19 protein-coding genes are annotated in these 18,506 nt (G+C 44.2%); 16 read left to right on the top strand and 3 right to left on the bottom strand.

What is annotated here, in order from left to right; all coding sequences use genetic code 11:
• The first annotated feature begins 10 nt into the window (after positions 1 to 10).
• Both ACXAF2_RS05180 and pheA read left to right on the top strand, forming a co-directional pair.
• Entirely contained in the window at positions 11 to 466 is a 456-nt protein-coding gene (locus ACXAF2_RS05180; protein ID WP_044339521.1) for an ACT domain-containing protein, read from the top strand.
• 91 nt (positions 467 to 557) lie between these two features.
• Positions 558 to 1,409 (top strand): prephenate dehydratase, encoded by an 852-nt coding sequence (pheA, locus tag ACXAF2_RS05175; protein WP_475137648.1) that lies wholly within the window; start codon positions 558 to 560, stop codon positions 1,407 to 1,409.
• 42 nt (positions 1,410 to 1,451) lie between these two features.
• Here the strand turns inward: pheA and ACXAF2_RS05170 are convergent, their stop codons facing one another.
• Positions 1,452 to 2,027, bottom strand: coding sequence for a 3H domain-containing protein (locus tag ACXAF2_RS05170; protein ID WP_475137647.1), 576 nt, complete (start codon positions 2,025 to 2,027; stop codon positions 1,452 to 1,454).
• Between the two features lie 15 nt (positions 2,028 to 2,042).
• Entirely contained in the window at positions 2,043 to 3,185 is a 1,143-nt protein-coding gene (locus ACXAF2_RS05165; protein WP_475137646.1) for an IscS subfamily cysteine desulfurase, read from the bottom strand.
• A 124-nt stretch (positions 3,186 to 3,309) separates the two neighbouring features.
• Between ACXAF2_RS05165 and nadB the strand changes: the two genes are divergently transcribed.
• The 13 genes from nadB (at position 3,310) to yajC (ending at position 16,582) form a co-directional block, all read left to right on the top strand.
• Positions 3,310 to 4,899, top strand: a complete 1,590-nt coding sequence (nadB, locus tag ACXAF2_RS05160; protein ID WP_475137645.1) for an L-aspartate oxidase — start codon at positions 3,310 to 3,312, stop codon at positions 4,897 to 4,899.
• A complete protein-coding gene (gene nadC, locus ACXAF2_RS05155) occupies positions 4,868 to 5,713 on the top strand; it encodes a carboxylating nicotinate-nucleotide diphosphorylase (protein WP_475137644.1) in 846 nt (281 codons plus the stop codon). The genes nadB and nadC overlap by 32 nt, the downstream gene beginning before the upstream one ends.
• A gap of 2 nt (positions 5,714 to 5,715) precedes the next feature.
• Positions 5,716 to 6,822 carry a quinolinate synthase NadA gene (nadA, locus tag ACXAF2_RS05150; protein WP_475137643.1) on the top strand — a complete coding sequence of 369 codons (1,107 nt, stop codon included), beginning with the start codon at positions 5,716 to 5,718 and terminating at the stop codon, positions 6,820 to 6,822.
• Between the two features lie 159 nt (positions 6,823 to 6,981).
• Entirely contained in the window at positions 6,982 to 8,595 is a 1,614-nt protein-coding gene (gene safA, locus ACXAF2_RS05145; RefSeq protein ID WP_475137642.1) for a SafA/ExsA family spore coat assembly protein, read from the top strand.
• Between the two features lies 1 nt (position 8,596).
• On the top strand, positions 8,597 to 9,571 hold the full coding sequence (locus ACXAF2_RS05140) for a phosphotransferase (protein WP_475137641.1): 975 nt from the start codon (positions 8,597 to 8,599) through the stop codon (positions 9,569 to 9,571).
• 103 nt (positions 9,572 to 9,674) lie between these two features.
• Positions 9,675 to 10,412, top strand: coding sequence for a YhcN/YlaJ family sporulation lipoprotein (locus ACXAF2_RS05135; protein WP_475137640.1), 738 nt, complete (start codon positions 9,675 to 9,677; stop codon positions 10,410 to 10,412).
• 205 nt (positions 10,413 to 10,617) lie between these two features.
• Positions 10,618 to 11,157: a BofC C-terminal domain-containing protein gene (locus ACXAF2_RS05130; RefSeq protein ID WP_475137639.1), complete on the top strand. Its 540-nt coding sequence runs from the start codon at positions 10,618 to 10,620 to the stop codon at positions 11,155 to 11,157.
• A 1,009-nt stretch (positions 11,158 to 12,166) separates the two neighbouring features.
• Positions 12,167 to 12,778: a Holliday junction branch migration protein RuvA gene (gene ruvA / locus ACXAF2_RS05125; RefSeq protein ID WP_475137638.1), complete on the top strand. Its 612-nt coding sequence runs from the start codon at positions 12,167 to 12,169 to the stop codon at positions 12,776 to 12,778.
• A 28-nt stretch (positions 12,779 to 12,806) separates the two neighbouring features.
• Complete coding sequence (ruvB, locus tag ACXAF2_RS05120; RefSeq protein WP_475137637.1) at positions 12,807 to 13,808, top strand: Holliday junction branch migration DNA helicase RuvB; 1,002 nt, start codon at positions 12,807 to 12,809, stop codon at positions 13,806 to 13,808.
• Positions 13,809 to 13,822: 14 nt separating this feature from the next.
• On the top strand, positions 13,823 to 14,005 hold the full coding sequence (locus ACXAF2_RS05115) for a DUF2905 domain-containing protein (RefSeq protein ID WP_475139115.1): 183 nt from the start codon (positions 13,823 to 13,825) through the stop codon (positions 14,003 to 14,005).
• 39 nt (positions 14,006 to 14,044) lie between these two features.
• On the top strand, positions 14,045 to 15,070 hold the full coding sequence (gene queA / locus ACXAF2_RS05110) for a tRNA preQ1(34) S-adenosylmethionine ribosyltransferase-isomerase QueA (RefSeq protein ID WP_475137636.1): 1,026 nt from the start codon (positions 14,045 to 14,047) through the stop codon (positions 15,068 to 15,070).
• Between the two features lie 58 nt (positions 15,071 to 15,128).
• Positions 15,129 to 16,268 (top strand): tRNA guanosine(34) transglycosylase Tgt, encoded by a 1,140-nt coding sequence (tgt, locus tag ACXAF2_RS05105; protein ID WP_475137635.1) that lies wholly within the window; start codon positions 15,129 to 15,131, stop codon positions 16,266 to 16,268.
• Positions 16,269 to 16,309: 41 nt separating this feature from the next.
• Complete coding sequence (gene yajC, locus ACXAF2_RS05100) at positions 16,310 to 16,582, top strand: preprotein translocase subunit YajC (protein ID WP_149156354.1); 273 nt, start codon at positions 16,310 to 16,312, stop codon at positions 16,580 to 16,582.
• 67 nt (positions 16,583 to 16,649) lie between these two features.
• Here yajC and ACXAF2_RS05095 read toward each other — a convergent pair whose 3' ends face one another.
• Positions 16,650 to 17,021 carry a TIGR04086 family membrane protein gene (locus ACXAF2_RS05095; protein WP_475137634.1) on the bottom strand — a complete coding sequence of 124 codons (372 nt, stop codon included), beginning with the start codon at positions 17,019 to 17,021 and terminating at the stop codon, positions 16,650 to 16,652.
• Between the two features lie 162 nt (positions 17,022 to 17,183).
• On the opposite strand from ACXAF2_RS05095, the gene ACXAF2_RS05090 reads away from it, so the two are divergent.
• On the top strand, positions 17,184 to 18,479 hold the full coding sequence (locus ACXAF2_RS05090; protein ID WP_475137633.1) for an ArsB/NhaD family transporter: 1,296 nt from the start codon (positions 17,184 to 17,186) through the stop codon (positions 18,477 to 18,479).
• The last annotated feature ends 27 nt before the right edge of the window (positions 18,480 to 18,506 follow it).

Below are 18,506 nucleotides of genomic sequence, written 5' to 3'. Positions count from 1 at the left end.
GGAATAGTCATTGGGGAAAAAATTTCAAGAGGGCAAGTTTTATTTAGTACGTGAAGATGTGTTGCCCGAAGCGATGAAGAAAACCCTGGATGCGAAAGAATTGATTGAAAGAGGCAAGGCAGACTCGGTATGGGAAGCGGTCCATCGGGTTGATTTAAGCCGGAGTGCCTTTTATAAATATCGTGATACTGTGTTTCCATTTCACACTGTGGTGAAAGAGAGAATCATCACCCTATTCTTCCATCTGGAAGATCGTTCAGGAACGCTGTCTCATCTACTCAGTGAAACAGCCAAGCATGGTTGCAATATATTAACAATACATCAGACAATCCCATTGCAGGGAAGAGCGAATGTCACGCTATCACTGAATGTGACAGACCTTACGATAGGATTGGAAGATTTACTTTCAAAGCTGAGACGATTAGAATTTGTAGAAAAAGTAGAAGTATTGGGTTCTGGAGCCTGATGCTTCTTTTTTTGCTTAAAAACTCTTCCTCTTTGATGCTATACGTGTTAGAATGTTCAATAAATTTGGTGAGAGTGAGAGGAAGATCAGAGTGAAAATTGCCTATTTAGGACCCCAGGCTTCCTTTACAGATTTAGCTGTCAAGAAGGCGTTTCCAGAACAAGATACGGTACCGTATGTAACGATTCCGGATTGCATTGAAGCGGTGATAGAGAATGAGGTCGATTATGCCGTTGTTCCATTAGAGAATGCCTTGGAAGGCTCGGTACATATTACAGTCGATTATTTGTTTCATGAAGCGAATTTAGCGATTACAGCAGAATTGACGTCAGCGATTCAGCAGCACTTAATGATACATCCGGAATGGAGAGATAGCGAAGAATCGATTCGGAAAATCCTTTCCCATTCCCACGCATTGGCGCAGTGCCATAAGTTTTTACATAAGCGGTTTCGGGGCGTCTCTTTAGAACAAACGACCAGTACGGCAGCCGCGGCCAAATTCGTGAGTGAGAACCCCGACACGTTTCTCGGGGCGATCGGAAATGAGTTGGCGGCTGAAAAATACGGGTTGACGATCCTTCATGAAAACATTCATGATTTTGCCTATAATCATACAAGGTTCATCGTATTACATAAGACGGCGGACCCTTTATCGCTTTCCCAGGAAAAAACGATGGAGAAGACGACCTTGATGGTGACTCTCCCGAAAGATCGATCAGGAGCTCTCCATCAGGTATTATCAACCTTTGCGTGGAGACAATTGAACTTAAGTAAAATTGAATCCAGACCGTTGAAAACAGGGTTAGGGGATTATTTCTTCTTGATTGATGTTGCCCACGAAATGGATGATGTGCTACTGCCGGGAGCGATCAGTGAAATGGAAGCCCTCGGATGCAAAGTGAAAATGATCGGGACGTATTCTTCTTATTTATTAGATAATTGAACAATGAAAAGGCAGATTTCAAATTTGAAATCTGCCTTTTTTTTAAGATTGAATAAGGAATCCTGCTTCTTTTAGGGCATTTTCTGCACTTTCCAGGGATTCTTCCGTTGATGCCATTAACGTATGCAAATGTACACCATCTGTCAGTTCAGATAAAAAGGATGCGCCTGTGGCTTCTATCTTCTTCATGAACTGTTCTACCTCTTTACGGTTTGAAACCATAATCGAAGCCGTTAGATCTCCGTATACCCCGTGCTCGATCTTCACATCTTTAATGGTTACGCCGTGATCGACAAGTAAGAATAGTTCTTCTTCCGATCGATCAGGCGGGTGCTGACAGGCAACAATGCGTTCAATCAGCGTTTCCTGATTGGAAGTTGGCATGTACAGATAGCCTTGACTGGTCGCGATGATGGGCTCTCCTTTTGCTTTCAGCAATGTGATGTCACTTACGATGACTTGTCTACTGACATTGGTCTGTTTAGCGAGATCTCCACCTGTTACAGGGGCCTGTGTGGTGATTAGTTTATCGAGGATCCATTGTCTTCTCTCATCCCCTAGGATTTTTTTTCCTGCCAAAGATATCTCCTCCGTCCCCAATTTTATATAGGAAATCATACCACAACTCGTTCTTCAAGTTAAGGAAGATACGTGAGCCCCATGGATTTCAGATAAAGTTTGTACCAATGCTCCTACATGTTCTTCCTTTGTATCTCTCCCAAATGAAATCCGGATGAATTCTTTTCCGGCTCTTTGCCCTACTCCGATACTTGTCAATGTCTTAGACATATCCTGTGATCCTGCCGCGCATGCACTGCCTGTTGAGATGCCCATGCCACGCCTGTTGCATTCGAGCATGAGCCATTGACCCTCGAGGCCGTGAATCCCAAGTCCGACCACATGTGGCAGCTGTGCGGATGCAGGGCCTTCATAGAGGGTGTAACTCTCCGGCAGTTGTTCTTCCAATTGTGAATAGAAACGCGCTCTCAATCGAATATAATGCGGTGTTGAAATGGAGTCATGACATATAGTGGCGGCTGTCACGAATCCAGCTATCCCCGGGAGGTTCACCGTTCCTCCCCTGAACCCGTCCTCATGAGTCTGTCCCGGAATCATGGGAGATACATCAAGGGAAGGATTGATATAAAGAGCGCCGACTCCCTTTGGTCCATAAATTTTATGAGAAGAGAGAGTGAAACTGTCGACGATGGGAGTGAATTCCGTGATGTCCATTTTCCCGAATGATTGAACCATATCACTGTGCAGTAATATGCCACGGTTTATCAACAGATTCTTAATGTCGTGCAACGGCTGGATCGTGCCGATTTCTCCGTTGACGTGTCCGATGCTGACAATGATCGTTTCTTCTGAAATCGATTCTTCTAATATTTGAAGGTCAATCAGTCCTTGAGAGGTGAAAGGGATCTTTGTAACAGTAAAGCCAAATTGTTCAAGAAAAGCCGCTGAGGAGTGCAGGGATGAATGTTCTGCACCACCGAGGATGATGTGTTTTCCTTTCTCTTGTCTGCTTAGTGCAAGTGTGACAAGGGCCAAATGATTACCTTCTGTCCCTCCAGAAGTAAAGTATATTCCTTTAGGTGGGACCCCAAGCATCCCTGCCAATTTTCCCCTGCATTTAGTCAGTAAATGTTGTGCTTTTCCGCCAAAGTCGTGAAGGCTGCTTGGATTGCCCCAGAACTCCTTACTGACTGTTTGAACCACATGTAAACTTTCAGGGTCTATAGGGGTTGTAGCGGCGTAATCAAAATAGTTCATTTTGTAACCTGCCTTTTATGAAAATAGTCTGAATATATGAGTCTGGTAAAAAACTCTTGTCATTAGTTTAAATATGTGTAAATATATGTGTCAAGACACCTGTAAATAATCAGGAGGGTTTTTGATGAAAAAAACCGATATTATCATCGTAGGAAGTGGCATTGCCGCTTTGCAATTGGCACGTCAACTTCAAAATCATTTTTATGTGATGATTATCACAAAGGATAAAATAAAAAGTGGTAACTCTTACCTCGCTCAAGGTGGAATTGCGGCACCTTTAGGACTGAAGGATTCTGTCAATGCTCATTTTAAAGATACATTGGAAGCAGGACGCTATCACCAGGACGAAGATGGTGTGAATCAACTCATAGCAGATGGAAAAAGAATCGTACAATCCCTGGTGGATGAAGGAGCACCCTTTGATCGAAAAGAGGATGGAAGTCTTTCTCTGGGCATGGAGGGGGCCCATAGTGCACACCGGATCCTGCATAGTGGTGGAGATCAAACAGGAAAATATTTAGTGAAGTACTTATTGAGATCCCTTTCAATGGAAAAGGTCGAATTTATCGAAGGGGAAATGGTCTATGAGCTTGTAAAAAATGACAATGGCCATTGCTGCGGGGTGAAAACAAAGGATAAGAATGATTCAATCCGCTATTACTATGCTTCCCATGTCGTCCTCGCCACTGGGGGAATCGGCGGGTTATATTCCTCAACATCCAATCATCAATCTGTCACCGGAGATGGAATGGCGCTTGCCTTTCTTGCAGGGGCAAAGCTATCAGATATGGAATTCATTCAGTTTCACCCGACCCTCCTTTGGCTGGACGGGAAAACATGCGGTCTTATTTCAGAGGCCGTCAGAGGGGAAGGTGCGCTTCTGATAAATGATAAGGGAGAAAGGATCATGGAGGGAGTCGATCCCCAGCTGGAACTTGCCCCCCGGCATATTGTCGCTGAACGTATCTATAAGGAGCGGCAAAGGGGGAGGGAAGTGTATCTGGATATTAGTAGAATAGAAGATTTCCAGAGGAAATTCCCTTCCATCTCCACTCTTTGCTTGAAACATAACATTTCCATCAAGGAAGGGATGATCCCTGTTTCCCCTGGATGTCACTTTATGATGGGTGGGGTCGTAACAGATCATGCCGGGAGAACGAATATCCCAGGGTTATATGCCATCGGGGAAGTTGCATGCACCGGTATCCACGGGGCTAATCGACTGGCAAGCAATTCATTATTAGAAGGATTGGTGTTCGGGGAACGCCTGGGTAAACTTCTTATTCAAAAGGGCGTCAGGACTTCGACTCATCTCCACTTCACATCCGACCAGATTAAAGAGGGAAAGTCCCTTAATATCCCCCTACAATCTGCAGAAATAAAAGAAGGTATGATGAAGCGTGTCGGGATCATTCGGGATGAAGGTGGGCTGCTCGCTCATTTGAAGTGGTTAAAGGCACAGCCACTGACATTCCATGAGCTTCTTGATTTTAATTCACGTGAAGAGATTCACATATACTTCATGTGGATCGTAAGCTTGCTCGTGACCGAGTCTGCTTTATTACGGAAGGAAAGCAGGGGTGGTCATATTCGATCAGACTTCCCTCGTGAAGATAATGATCAATGGTTAAAACGGAAAATGGTTTTACAAAACAATGATGGTAGATTGAGGGTGGAATATCATGAACAAAATGAAACTAAAATCTATGCTTGAAGACTTTTACCGTGAAGATCTGGGGGATGGAGATCACTCTTCTGAAATTCTGTTTTCTAAAGACGATGAAGGATCTTTTTCATTCCTGATGAAAGAGAGCGGTATATTTTGTGGGAAAGACGTGATCGAGGTTGGGTTCGGGCTCTTCAATCCATCAATCCAAACAAGTGTGTTCATTGAAGATGGAGAAAGGGTCGAAACGGGACAATTGATAGCTGAAATCAGAGGTCCTATGAGGGATCTTCTCCAGGCTGAGCGAGTTGTCCTCAATTTGATCCAGCGCATGAGCGGTATTGCCACCGAAACCCATCGAGCCGTACAGCAGGTGAAAGGGAGTGGAGTCCGATTATGTGATACACGGAAAACAACCCCCGGATTACGGATGCTTGAGAAGTATGCCGTAAGGACAGGTGGTGGATTCAATCACCGAAATGGCCTTTATGATGCCGTCATGCTGAAGGATAATCACATTTCATTTGCCGGATCGATTTCAAAAGCTGTGAAAAAGGTGAAAAGTCAAATCGGTCATATGGTGAAAGTGGAAGTGGAAATCGAAACAAGGGAGCAGTTGGTGGAAGCGATCGAAAGCGGAGCAGATGTCATTATGTTCGATAACTGTAGTCCAGAGGCGATCCGGGAGTGGATTCCTCTTGTTCCCTCTCATATCGTGACGGAAGCATCGGGTGGGATCACGAGGGAGAGCCTCAGTGCTTATGCAGAGACAGGTATCCATTATATCTCTATCGGGTACTTGACACATTCGGTGAAATCACTTGATATCAGCGCAAGAGTAAGAATAGCGAAAGGGGTATGAACATGGGGTTACTGGATGAATTAACAAAGGAAACGGGTGTATTGCCTGAATCGATTACAAGCCTCACAACAGAAGAAATGGAAAACAGAGTGAGAGAAATCAAACGGCGATTAGGAAAGAAGCTTTTTATTCCAGGTCATCATTATCAAAAAGATGAAGTGATCCAATTTGCTGATGCCGTCGGGGATTCCCTTCAACTTGCCCAAATATCCGCTCAGAATAAAGAAGCGGAATTCATTGTGTTTTGCGGAGTCCATTTTATGGCCGAAACGGCAGATATCTTAACGGATGAAAATCAAGTTGTCATCTTACCCGATATGAGGGCGGGGTGTTCCATGGCAGATATGGCAGATATTTATCAAACGGAAAAGGCATGGATCAAACTGATGGAGCGATTCGGTGATACAATCATTCCCCTCACGTATGTCAATTCCACCGCAGCAATCAAAAGCTTTGTTGGGAAGAATGGAGGAGCAACGGTTACGTCATCAAATGCACACAAAATGGTGGAATGGGCTTTAGGACAGAAGGAACGGATTCTCTTCTTGCCAGATCAACACTTAGGACGTAACACAGCGGCAGATCTTGGAGTTTCCTTAAGTGAAATGGCTGTCTGGGATCCGATTAGAAACGAGCTGATCCATGATGGGGACCTTGATGGTGTGAAAGTGATCCTATGGAAGGGCCACTGTTCCGTACATGAAAACTTCACAGAGAAGAATATTGAGGAAATCCGGAAAAATCATCCTGACATGAAGATCATCGTTCATCCTGAATGTCGCCGTGAAGTGGTGGAGAAATCAGATTTTAATGGAAGCACGAAATATATTATAGAAACGATTGAACAGTCGGCTCCAGGATCTTCCTGGGCGGTAGGAACAGAAATGAATCTCGTGAAAAGACTGATCAATCAACATCCCGATAAGACGATCGTTTCCTTAAATCCATATATGTGTCCTTGTTTAACGATGAATCGCATCGATTTGCCCCATTTAGTATGGTCATTGGAAAAGATAACGGAGGGAGAACCCGAAAATATCATTACAGTGGATGAAGATACTGCACGAAATGCGATTCTCGCCTTAGAACGCATGTTAGCCCGTGCTTAATGAAGATAAAATAATTATACGGCCAAGCTGAAATATACCTTCCCAGCGTCTGGGACGGTATATTTTTTTTGAATCACTCATAAGTTTTTATGTAGATGATTAGCAATTTGCCTATCTTGTCATAGGATATATAGACTTATGCCTGAGGAGGGAAAAAGAGTGAAAATCCATATTGTTCAAAAAGGGGATACTCTATGGAAGATCGCCAAGAAGTATGGCGTGAATTTCGAAGAGTTAAAACAGATGAATGCCCAGCTATCAAACCCTGACATGATCATGCCTGGCATGAAAATTAAAGTGCCGACTACAGGCGGATCCGTAAAGAAAGAGACACAGATCAAGTACGGTTCCAAGGAAATGCCGAAGAAGGAGATGCCTAAAGCAGAGCATCCGTTCAAAGAGCAGAAGCCTATGGCCATGCCAGTCGAAGAGCCAAAGAAAGAAAAACCGAAAGAAGTACAAAAGCCATTTGCACCTAAAATGCCTCAACCTGTAGTGCCGGAAATTGATATTAACAACTACTACATGATGAATATGGCGAATATGCAAATGCAACAGCCAATGCAACAACCCATGCAACAACCAAAGCAGCAAGCAAAGCCAAAACCAAAACCTCAAACGCCGCCTAAACCTACTAATGTACTTCCAAAAGCAAAAGAACAGCCAAAGCCAAAACCAAAGCAAGAAGCCGTTCAAGGTGTTCAAGACGAAGAAAGCTTACAAATGCCATCTCAACCACAAGGAGGGAATACCCAGCCTATGTTTAACCCAAATAATTGCGTACCCGTATCACCGGTAATGCCAGGATCAGGTTTCTGTCCACCACATGGATGGGGAATGCAGCCAGGAGGATATGGAATGCCGATGGGTCAAGGGATGCCTATGGGACCTGGAAGCGGGGTTCAGGGAGCTTCTATGATGCCTGGAATGCAGCAGATGCCAATGATGCCGCAAATGGGGTATGAGGAAGAGTCTTCATCTGTCATGCCATACATGCCGCATGGTCAAATGCCGATGCAACAGCCGATGCAAATGCCGATGCATATGCAACAGCCGATGCAAATGCCAATGCAACAACCAATGGGTCAGCCATCCGGAGTAATGGGTGTGTCAGATGAAAATGACTATCCATCCGTTCAAATGCCGCAACAGGTATCACCGGCCATGATGTATCCTCAGAATTGCTATCCAGTCTCTCCTGTCATGCCGGGACCAGGATTCCATGGTGGGTATCCAATGGGGCCGGGAGGTCAAGTTCAGGGAGCAATGTCAGAAGAGTCTCCTTCTTCGATGTATGGACATCAAATGCCGATGGGTCAGCCATCAGGAGTCATGGGAGCCCAAACGGGTGGCCAGATGCCGATGGGTCAGCCATCAGGAGTCATGGGAGCCCAAATGGGTGGCCAGATGCCGATGGGTCAGCCATCAGGAGTCATGGGAGCCCAAATGGGTGGTCAAATGCCGATGGGTCAGCCGTCCGGAGTCATGGGAGCAAGCGACCAAGGTGATTGCGGATGCGGTGGACCTCAAGGATATGGGCCAATGATGCATCATCCAATGATGCACCAGCAAATGCACCAACACATGCCTCAAGGGATGCAGCAACAACCATACGGCTTCGGACCGGGAATGATGGGGCAGGGAATGCCTGGCCAAGGAATGCCGATGGGACCCCAAGGTCAGGGAATGGGCATGCCGATGGGACCACAAGGAATGTTTGGTCCAAGGGCATTTTCCATGCCGAACTTCAATGACGACGACTTTGAGGGCTAACATGCATGTACGAGGGGACGATTATTCACATCGTCTCCTTTCTTTTTTACAATCTAAGTTAAACGATCCCGGAGCATCCCTTAAGATGTTAAAAGAAGGAAAATGGAAGCTTAAAAGCAATGGAAGAAAGTGGTTTGTGAAACGATTTCCAAATCAATTGAGGTTCTTACATCAGGAACGGCTGATTTCAACGTTATTAAGGGAAAAGTTTTATCACGTACTCCCGTTTCACCCTATTCACGAGCGGGAGATAGTACTATTTGAAGGATCACCGATCGGTATTACCACATGGTTAGAAACGTCCCGGTCCATCCGTTATGATCAACCTGAAGATCGGGATGATGCTTTAAAGGTACTGAAAAAATTTCATTCAGTATCGAAAAAGATCAACCAATCATGGACAACTGAGATTCCACGGTACAAGTGGCTGAAGAAATGGAAAAAACGAATGATGCAGTTTCAATATAATCTTCCCTATTTGCAAGCCTTCATTCAACCTTATTATTTGTATACGTATTTAGAATGGGGGAAGTGGGCATTGAAAGAATTAAAATCGATCGACATCGATGAGTATGGAAAATGCATTACTCATGGAGATGTAGCACATCATAATTTCTTAAGAGGAAAGAACGGGATGGTGTATATGATTGACTTTGATTTAATGTCACTTTCTACAGAGTTAACCGATGACCTGCAGTTTTGTAACCGGATTTTACCCTATTTAAATTGGTCTCTAAGTGACGTCAAACGACTGACACCATTCAAATCATATGAGGATGAGCTCATCTTTTATCTTGGTTTAATGTATCCATCAGATGTGTTTCGAGAGTGGAATCGATTCATCCGTGAAGATCAATCCTATAAGCAGCGTGTGTGGGGTTACTTAATCAATTTAACCCTTCATCAATTTTCGCAACGAATGCAATTCAATCAAGAGCTGCATGGAGAAGTGAAAAGGATCAATACCCAATTGTAGGGGATGTCTCCAAACTTTGACCCGAATGAAAGGTGAGATCCTTTCACAACCTAATGGTGAGCACAAATAATGCTCAAGTATTGGGTTGAAGGAGGAATCACCATTGAATAAACGATTATTCATGGTACCATTAACAGCCGTCATGACATTGGGCCTTGCTGCATGTAATACTGGAGAAGAAGAAGCCCAAGATCGCTATACAGACTCCTACGAGCCCCTCGGCTTCTATTCAAACGAAGGCCACGGAGGAGATAAGGAAGATGAGAGGGACGGACCTCTAACTGAAATGTATGATCATTCTGTTGGGAGAGAAGGGCAGGATATCCGTCAAAAGAAACGTGATTTCCTTCAAGTGAAGGATGAAAATGGAAATCCTCAAAACCCTTCAAGACCACTCGCTGACTATGACGAGAATTTCATGGCCCAAGACGGCCGCGCGAGCCATGGCGATGCGAATTATCACGGTCATCTTGATGATAATACGCGAAATGCAAAGAGATCTTACTATACAGCTTATGAAGGTGACCTGGCTGAGAAGATTGGCGATGTCACTGGGAAAGTTGAAAATGTCAGTGACGTTCGTGCGGTAGCTTATGGTTCTGATGTCCTGATTGCTGTAGAGCTTGATGACCATAGCAAAATAGAAGAAACGAAAACAAGAGTGAAAAAAGCCGTACAGCCATATCTCCACGGAAGAACGGTTTCGGTCGTGACCGATGAAGGAACATTCAGTCGCGTCAGGAACATTGACAATGATCTACGTGACGGCGGCCCAAGAGAAGGTATTAACTTTGATATGCACGATATGTTTAAGTCAGTAAAGCACCGCATCAATGAGTAAGAATGATAAGACTACTTAAAGAGTTCAATCTCTTTGGTAGTCTTTTTTTGTTGTTTCGAAGTTCACCTCCTTGAGCAGGGAATGATGAAACCATGCTTCCTGAGGTCCGTCCCTCGAAAAATTTCACATAGACTGGATATTCTTAACATGGTTTGGCAAGACTAGTGGATAGAGCGTTACATAATATAAGTTCGAGGTGATCACGATGACGATTAAGGTTCGAATCGTGTTTATGGTGATGTTGTTAATAGGTGCTTTTTACTTCACATTCTTTTATACAGAAGAGAAGCAGGCTGCTGATGGAGGCGAGCTGAATGAAACACCTGCAGAGGTTGCTTCCGCCCACACTATCACGGTGATACTGGAAAGAGTATATCTGGATGGTGAGGTCAGTGAGGAAATCGTGCAGGAAACGATTTGGAGCATGGAAGACTTCTGGGCTGCATACGAGGATTGGCAGCTAATGGATATGACGGAAGAACAGGTCGTGTTTCAAAAACAGATGGATGATATATCCCCTCTCCTAAAGACAAATGGATACTTCGGCATATCCGATAATGGTGTTCTATCCATTTTTAATGGAAAACCGGGACAGGCAGAGATCATTCAATCCTTCTTCCAGCTTGATGTAGAGAAGCTGGAAAGTAAGCGGCATGATGATTTAGTCAAGGGCATCCCCATTAAGTCGAAGCAGGAATATGAAGAGGTACTCGAACAATTTAAAGCGTACTCCGTCCCTAAATAAGAGTGTGAAACCAGTGAGGATACCACTGGTTTTTTTATCGTTGAATTCTTCCCTGCCATAGTTTTCTCAATCTAAAAAAACGCTCTGATTGTAAGGATGCTCGTTTCCGGTGGGATGCCTGTGAGCCTCTTCGGCAGTGCTCCGGGGCCTTAACCACGGTCTTTGCATAACTTCAAAAAAAGTAAATTTATCTTTTGAATGAGTGGTAGTGTGAAAACATGGTCCGTTCCTTTCCGCTTCAGGCACTTGCTTTCCGCGGGGAGGAAGTCGAGCCTCCTCGGGCTTTGCCCTGTGGGGTCTCGACCTTTCCTCTATTTCCCGCAGGAGTCAAGTGCCTTCCGCTACAATCCACTCTGAGATTCTACATTTTGACCTCCTAATAACGGTTAGACAACACAAAAAAGATCCTATTGTAGATTTCTTATTGTTCCCACAGTAAAATACGAATGTGAAATTTTCACTTGGTTGAATTTCATTTACAATTTTGCAAAGCCAGTGGGTCTCATCTGTCCACTATTCCCGGAGGAGTCGAGCATCTGCAACGAGAATCAACTTTCTCAGCAAGTTTTTTAAAAGATATAAATAAAAACAAAAGCTTTTAGCAAGCAACCACTATTAAGGTGGTTCTAGATTGATTTCCTATGACATCTTAAGCTCTGTCACGAAAATCTCTTAAAGATGGTGAGGGGAACTGCGTAGACTCCTGCGGAAGTACGGTCGTGCCGAGACCCCGGAAGCAAAGCTGAGGAGGCTCGGCCGAACGTCCGCGGAAAGCGGAGCAGTTCCCCTCACCATCTAGCACACAAACTGATTGACAGAGCCAAGGCAGACAATACGTATAAGACATCAATATTTGCGAAAAGTGACAAAAAAGAACAAGTGTTTCTTTTTTGTCTCTCTTTCCCATCACTTCAAATAGTGATATGATACAATAGGTTTTATATGACTTTTTAACATGGTATGAAAGACTTTAGATAAATTGTGATAGTGGGAACAAGGAGAGAATGAGATGTATGAATATATAAAAGGGACAGTGACTCAAGTGGGTCCCGAGTATGTAGTGGTGGAGAATAATGGGATCGGGTATCAGTTGTATACGGCGAATCCGTTTGTTTATTCTAAATATCAAAATCAAGAGATTCAGATTTTTACATATCAGCATGTGCGTGAAGATCTTATTGCCCTTTATGGCTTTCTGGCAATGGAAGAAAAATTGCTATTTATGAAACTATTAAATGTTTCAGGAATTGGTCCAAAAGGAGCTTTAGCGATTCTGGCTTCGGGTGCCCCCCAGCAGGTAATCACCGCCATCGAAGAAGAGAATGAGAGTTTCTTGACGAAGTTTCCCGGTGTAGGTAAGAAGACTGCTCGTCAGATGATCCTGGACTTAAAAGGGAAGCTTCAGGATGTTGTGCCTGATTATTTTCCAAGTTTATTCTCAAATCCGGAGGGGGCTGAAGTGTCCTCAGGGAAGGATGAAGCATTTGATGAAGCGATTCTTGCCCTTAAAGCCCTGGGCTATTCTGAGCGTGAAATCAAGAAAATCACTCCAAAGTTAAAAGGAGAAGGGCATACATCAGACGAAATCATCAGGAAAGCTCTTCAGCTTTTATTGAAATAAGTTGATTCCATGAAGGGAGGAAGTCTGGATGGAAGAAAGAATCGTATCAGGCGAATCAGAGTTAAATGAAGATTCCTTTGAATATTCCTTGCGTCCTCAAACAATAAAACAATATATTGGGCAAGATAAAGTAAAGCATAACTTGGAGGTTTTCATTGAAGCGGCAAAGATGCGTCAGGAAACCCTCGATCATGTTCTTCTTTATGGGCCACCGGGATTGGGGAAGACAACACTCGCTGCTGTCATTGCAAATGAAATGGGCGTAAACCTGCGCACCACATCAGGCCCTGCCATTGAGAGGCCGGGAGATTTAGCTGCGGTCCTGACGGCACTTGAGCCCGGTGATGTGTTGTTCATCGATGAAATCCATCGTTTGCCACGGGCGATCGAAGAGGTTCTTTATCCGGCAATGGAAGACTTTTGCTTGGATATTGTCATAGGGAATGGTCCGAGTGCCCGGTCTGTTCGTTTGGACCTTCCGCCTTTCACACTCGTGGGAGCGACGACCCGTGCCGGTGCATTATCTGCCCCTCTACGTGACCGATTTGGAGTTTTATGCCGTTTGGAATATTATAATGAGGAACAGTTGAATGAAATTGTTCAGCGGACAGCCGCGATTTTAAATACAAAGATCGAAGCGACTGCATCTGAAGAATTGGCCAGGAGGTCTAGAGGGACCCCGCGTATCGCCAATCGGTTACTCCGAAGGGTGCGGGATTTTGCACAGGTGAAGGGCAATGGGGATATTACGACCAACCTTTCAAGGGAAGCCCTTGAGCTTCTTCAAGTGGACAAACTTGGCCTTGATCATATCGACCATAAGCTTCTTAAGGGCATCATCGAGCGCTTTAGAGGCGGGCCGGTAGGACTTGATACAATCGCCGCGAGTATCGGGGAAGAGTCTCACACGATTGAAGATGTATACGAGCCGTATCTCTTGCAAATCGGGTTCATCCAACGGACTCCAAGAGGGAGGATCGTCACTCATCTTGTGTATGAACATTTCCAGCTGGAGGTGCCAGACAATTGACGGGAAAGTTACTAATGATTATAGGTGGAATCATTCTTATTATTGGATTCCTGATGCAATTCATCAAAATAGGTAAGCTTCCTGGAGACATTATGATTAAAAAAGAAAACACAACATTTTATTTTCCACTTATGACTTCTATTCTGTTAAGTGTTATACTTTCCGTTGTCTTTTATTTAATTGGGCGATTTAAATAGGAATCATGGGTGAGATTTAAATAAGCTAGGTGACAAATTGTGAAAGTAGAAGATTTTGATTTTCATTTACCGGAAGAACTGATTGCCCAGACTCCCCTGGAAAATCGTTCCGAGAGTAAACTGATGGTGTTGGATAAAAATGAAGGTTCCATAGATCATCTCCATTTTAAAAATATCGTGGATTTCCTGCACGAAGGGGATTGTCTCGTTTTAAATGACACAAGAGTACTACCGGCACGTCTTTTTGGACAAAAAGAAGATACGGGTGCCAATATTGAAGTGCTTCTTTTGAAACAAGAGGATGGAGACCGGTGGGAGACGCTTGTAAAGCCTGCCAAACGAATTCGCGTCGGCACTGAGATCGTGTTCGGGGACGGAAAGCTGAAAGCAACCTGTGTCGGCTTGAAAGACCATGGCGGGAGAATCCTTGAATTTCAATATGAGGGGATTTTTTACGAAGTGCTGGATGAATTAGGGGAAATGCCTTTGCCTCCATATATCCGCGAACGTTTGGAAGAACAAGACCGCTATCAGACGGTATTTGCCAGGGAAAGAGGTTCAGCGGCAGCTCCGACTGCAGGTCTTCATTTTACGGAAGAACTGTTGGATGAGCTGAGGGAAAAGGGTGTACATATTGCATTCATTACCCTTCATGTGGGATTGGGTACGTTCAGACCGGTTTCCGTCGATACGATCGAGGAACATGATATGCATGCCGAGTTCTATCAAGTATCCGAAGGGACCGCCCGCCTATTGAATGAAGTAAGGGCAAATGGCGGCCGCATCATTACAGTCGGAACCACATCCACCCGTACTCTGGAAACCATTGCTTCAAAGCACGGATCTTTCGTGGAAGAGAATGGCTGGACGAATATTTTTATTTATCCTGGATATGAGTTCAAGGGGATCGATGGTCTCATCACGAATTTCCATTTACCGAAGTCGACCCTGATCATGCTTGTCAGTGCCTTTGCGGGACAGGAAAACGTGATGCATGCCTATGAAACGGCAGTTAAAGAGAAGTACCGCTTCTTTAGCTTTGGAGATGCGATGTTTATTAAGTAATACCCTGAATGAACAAACTATTTACCCCTTTATGGAAAGTGGAAGGAGATTTCACACGTTGACTGCAATAAAATATGAATTGATTAAAGCATGTAAACAAACCGGTGCAAGACTGGGCCGCGTTCATACGCCACACGGTTCATTTGAAACGCCAGCCTTCATGCCCGTAGGAACCATGGCCACTGTAAAAACCATGTCACCGGAGGATTTGAAATCCATGGAATCCGGCATCATTCTTAGTAATACCTATCATCTATGGTTACGTCCCGGCCATGAAATCATCAGGGAAGCTGGCGGCCTTCATAAATTCATGAACTGGGACCGTGCCATCCTTACCGATTCAGGCGGTTTCCAAGTGTTCAGTTTGAGTAAGCTTCGCCAGATTGAAGAAGAAGGAGTCCATTTCCGTCATCATCTGAATGGGGATAAGCTCTTCCTCAGTCCGGAGAAAGCGATGGAGATTCAGAATGCATTGGGCTCTGATATCATGATGGCTTTCGATGAATGTCCACCGTATCCTGCTGAATATGATTATATGAAGAGTTCTGTAGAGCGTACGACACGTTGGGCAGAGCGCTGTCTGGAAGCTCACCAGCGACCGCAGGATCAAGGGTTATTCGGGATCGTCCAAGGTGGGGAGTACGAAGAGCTGCGTAAGCAAAGTGCCCGCGACCTTGTATCCATGGATTTCCCCGGCTATGCTGTAGGTGGCCTTTCTGTCGGCGAGCCGAAGGACGTCATGAACCGCGTACTTGATTTCACGACGCCCCATCTTCCGTCGGATAAACCTCGTTACCTGATGGGGGTTGGTTCGCCTGATTCACTGATCGATGGTTCGATGCGTGGAATTGACATGTTCGATTGTGTCCTTCCAACCCGTATCGCACGTAACGGTACCCTTATGACAAGCGAAGGCCGCCTGGTTGTGAAAAACGCTAAATTCGCAAGGGATTTCAGACCGATCGATGAGAATTGCGATTGCTATACATGTAAAAATTACAGCCGTGCGTATATTCGTCATTTAATTAAATGTGACGAAACGTTCGGAATTCGCCTTACGACTTATCATAATCTTCATTTTCTGTTAAAATTAATGGAGCAAGTCAGACAAGCGATTCGTGAAGATCGTCTAGGAGACTTTAGAGAAGAATTTTTCGAGCAATACGGATTCAACCGGCCTGATGCGAAAAACTTCTAAAAGCTAAACCATAAATAGATAGATGAAAGGAGGGGAAAAGAATGGGAGGAAGTTTAGGAACAATTTTACCTTTAATATTAATGTTCGTTCTGTTTTACTTTTTACTGATCCGTCCTCAGCAAAAGCGTCAAAAAGCCATTTCAAAAATGCAAAATGAGCTTGCTAAGGGTGATAGAATCATCACGATCGGTGGATTGCACGGTGCGATCGATGCGATTGAAGAAGGAAAAGTAGTCATTCTATGTGGTGACGGCAGCCGTCTTACATATGATCGTAATGCGATCAGAGAAGTAGTGAGAGCAGATCAAGTATAATAAAAAAGGGTTCCTCATCATTGTGCCAAGGCACTTTGGGAGGGACCCTTTTTATTTAGTGAGGGAACTAGTTCTCCCGGTTTCCACCACTCATATTTACCCCGAGGATCCCTCCCATCATGGCTGTGAGGATATAGCAGCCATGATAGATGAGCTGCTCCATCGAAAACAGACTATCGTATCCGAGATATTGAAATAAGAAAATGACCAGGGTGTAAATGAGTCCTGTTGATCCTCCGAGAACCCACCCTTTTGTCTTTCCTTTCCCACCAGACATAAATCCGCCAACAAATAAAGACAGAAACGATATGATGGTGACAAATAATGTGATGGAGCCCTCAGTCAGTTCCGTAAACCGAAGCAGCAAAGAGAATAATAAGCTTGCGACAATCGCTATGACAAATATGGTTGTTGTCCCGTATAGAACGGCACCTCCCATTTTTTTCGCCTCGATGATGGTCCTCTCCCTTCTAACTCATTAAATTTTATTCATGTGATAGTACAAGCATATTCATTCACCCCTTGAAAAAGACTAGAAATTTTTCATGGTCAAGCCTCATAGACTAGTATGAAACTTCCTGGAGAAGGAGGGGCTGTGACCATGTCTCCGATGATCGTGTTGATTGTGTTTGTTTCTGTATACATCCTGCTGATGACTGAGAAATGGAACCGGGTACTCGCTGCCATGGCGGGCGGTGTTGCCATGCTTTTAATTGGGGCTTTCCCCATTGAGAAAGCGTTGTTTACGTATATAGATTGGAAAACCATCACTCTGCTTTTTTCCATGATGCTAATTGTAACGTTGACGAGTAAAACGGGTTTCTTTGAGTATACTGCCATCCGGTTTGCACAATGGGTGAATGGGAATGGACTGGCTCTTCTGACCCTATTTTCCTTATTGGCTGCGGTTGGCTCTGCCTTTTTGGCTAACGTAACGATTGCCATGTTATTAGTTCCGATCCTTTTTAAACTGACGAAGCTGCTTGAACTCCCTCCGATCCCTTTTCTCATCATGACGATCCTCGCTTGTAATATTGGCGGAACGGCGACATTAATTGGCGATCCCCCTAATATGATGATCGGTCAAGCAGTTAAACACTTTACGTTTAATGCATTTATTGAAAATTTATTACCCGTCGTTTTGATGGTTTACGTCGTTACTTTACTTATCATGTGTGTACTGTACAAAGAAGTCCTCTTTGTCAAGGAAGACAGAAAGTTACTCCTAAAAGGAATAAAGGCAAAGGAGTATTTAAAGAAAGACAGGGGGCTCCTTCAGTCCCTGTTTGTGCTTGGCCTGGTGTTGGTCGGCTTTTCTTTATATCCGATGTTTCATCTAGATGTGACGACCGTCTCCCTTGCCGGGGCTGTTCTGTTAATGCTGCTTCTCGAAAAGATTTATCCTCCGGAATCGATATTAAAAGAGGTGGAGTGGGGTACGCTGTTTTTCTTTATGGGCTTATTCCTTCTTGTGGGTGGGATCGAAGAAGCGGGCTTCATAGATGAAATCGCCCGTGAAATTTTACGGTTAACAGATGGAGATATGAAGAAAACGGCATTCGTCATTCTGTGGGGAACCGGTATATTGTCTGCCATTGTAGATAACATCCCATTTGTAGCTGCCATGATTCCGGTCATCCAGGAATTTGGTGAATTCGGTATGGTCAATATGGATCCATTATGGTGGTCGCTGGCTCTGGGTGCTTGTTTAGGAGGAAACGGTACATTGCTTGGTTCTTCATCAAATCTTGTGATTGCAGGACTGGCATCGAAAGAAGATGTACATATCAAATTTTATCAATATCTACTTATTGGTGTACCCGTGACGTTGATTTCCCTTGCTGTTTCAACGATTTATGTGTATTTCAAATATATTCAGCCATTTATAGGTGGATAAATATTCCTCCCATTAATTTTCTCTATC

The organism is Rossellomorea sp. ABR4_004 (genome assembly GCF_056159585.1).
The sequence above is the reverse complement of the archived record's forward strand: the minus strand, read 5'-3'. Positions and strand labels throughout refer to the sequence as shown.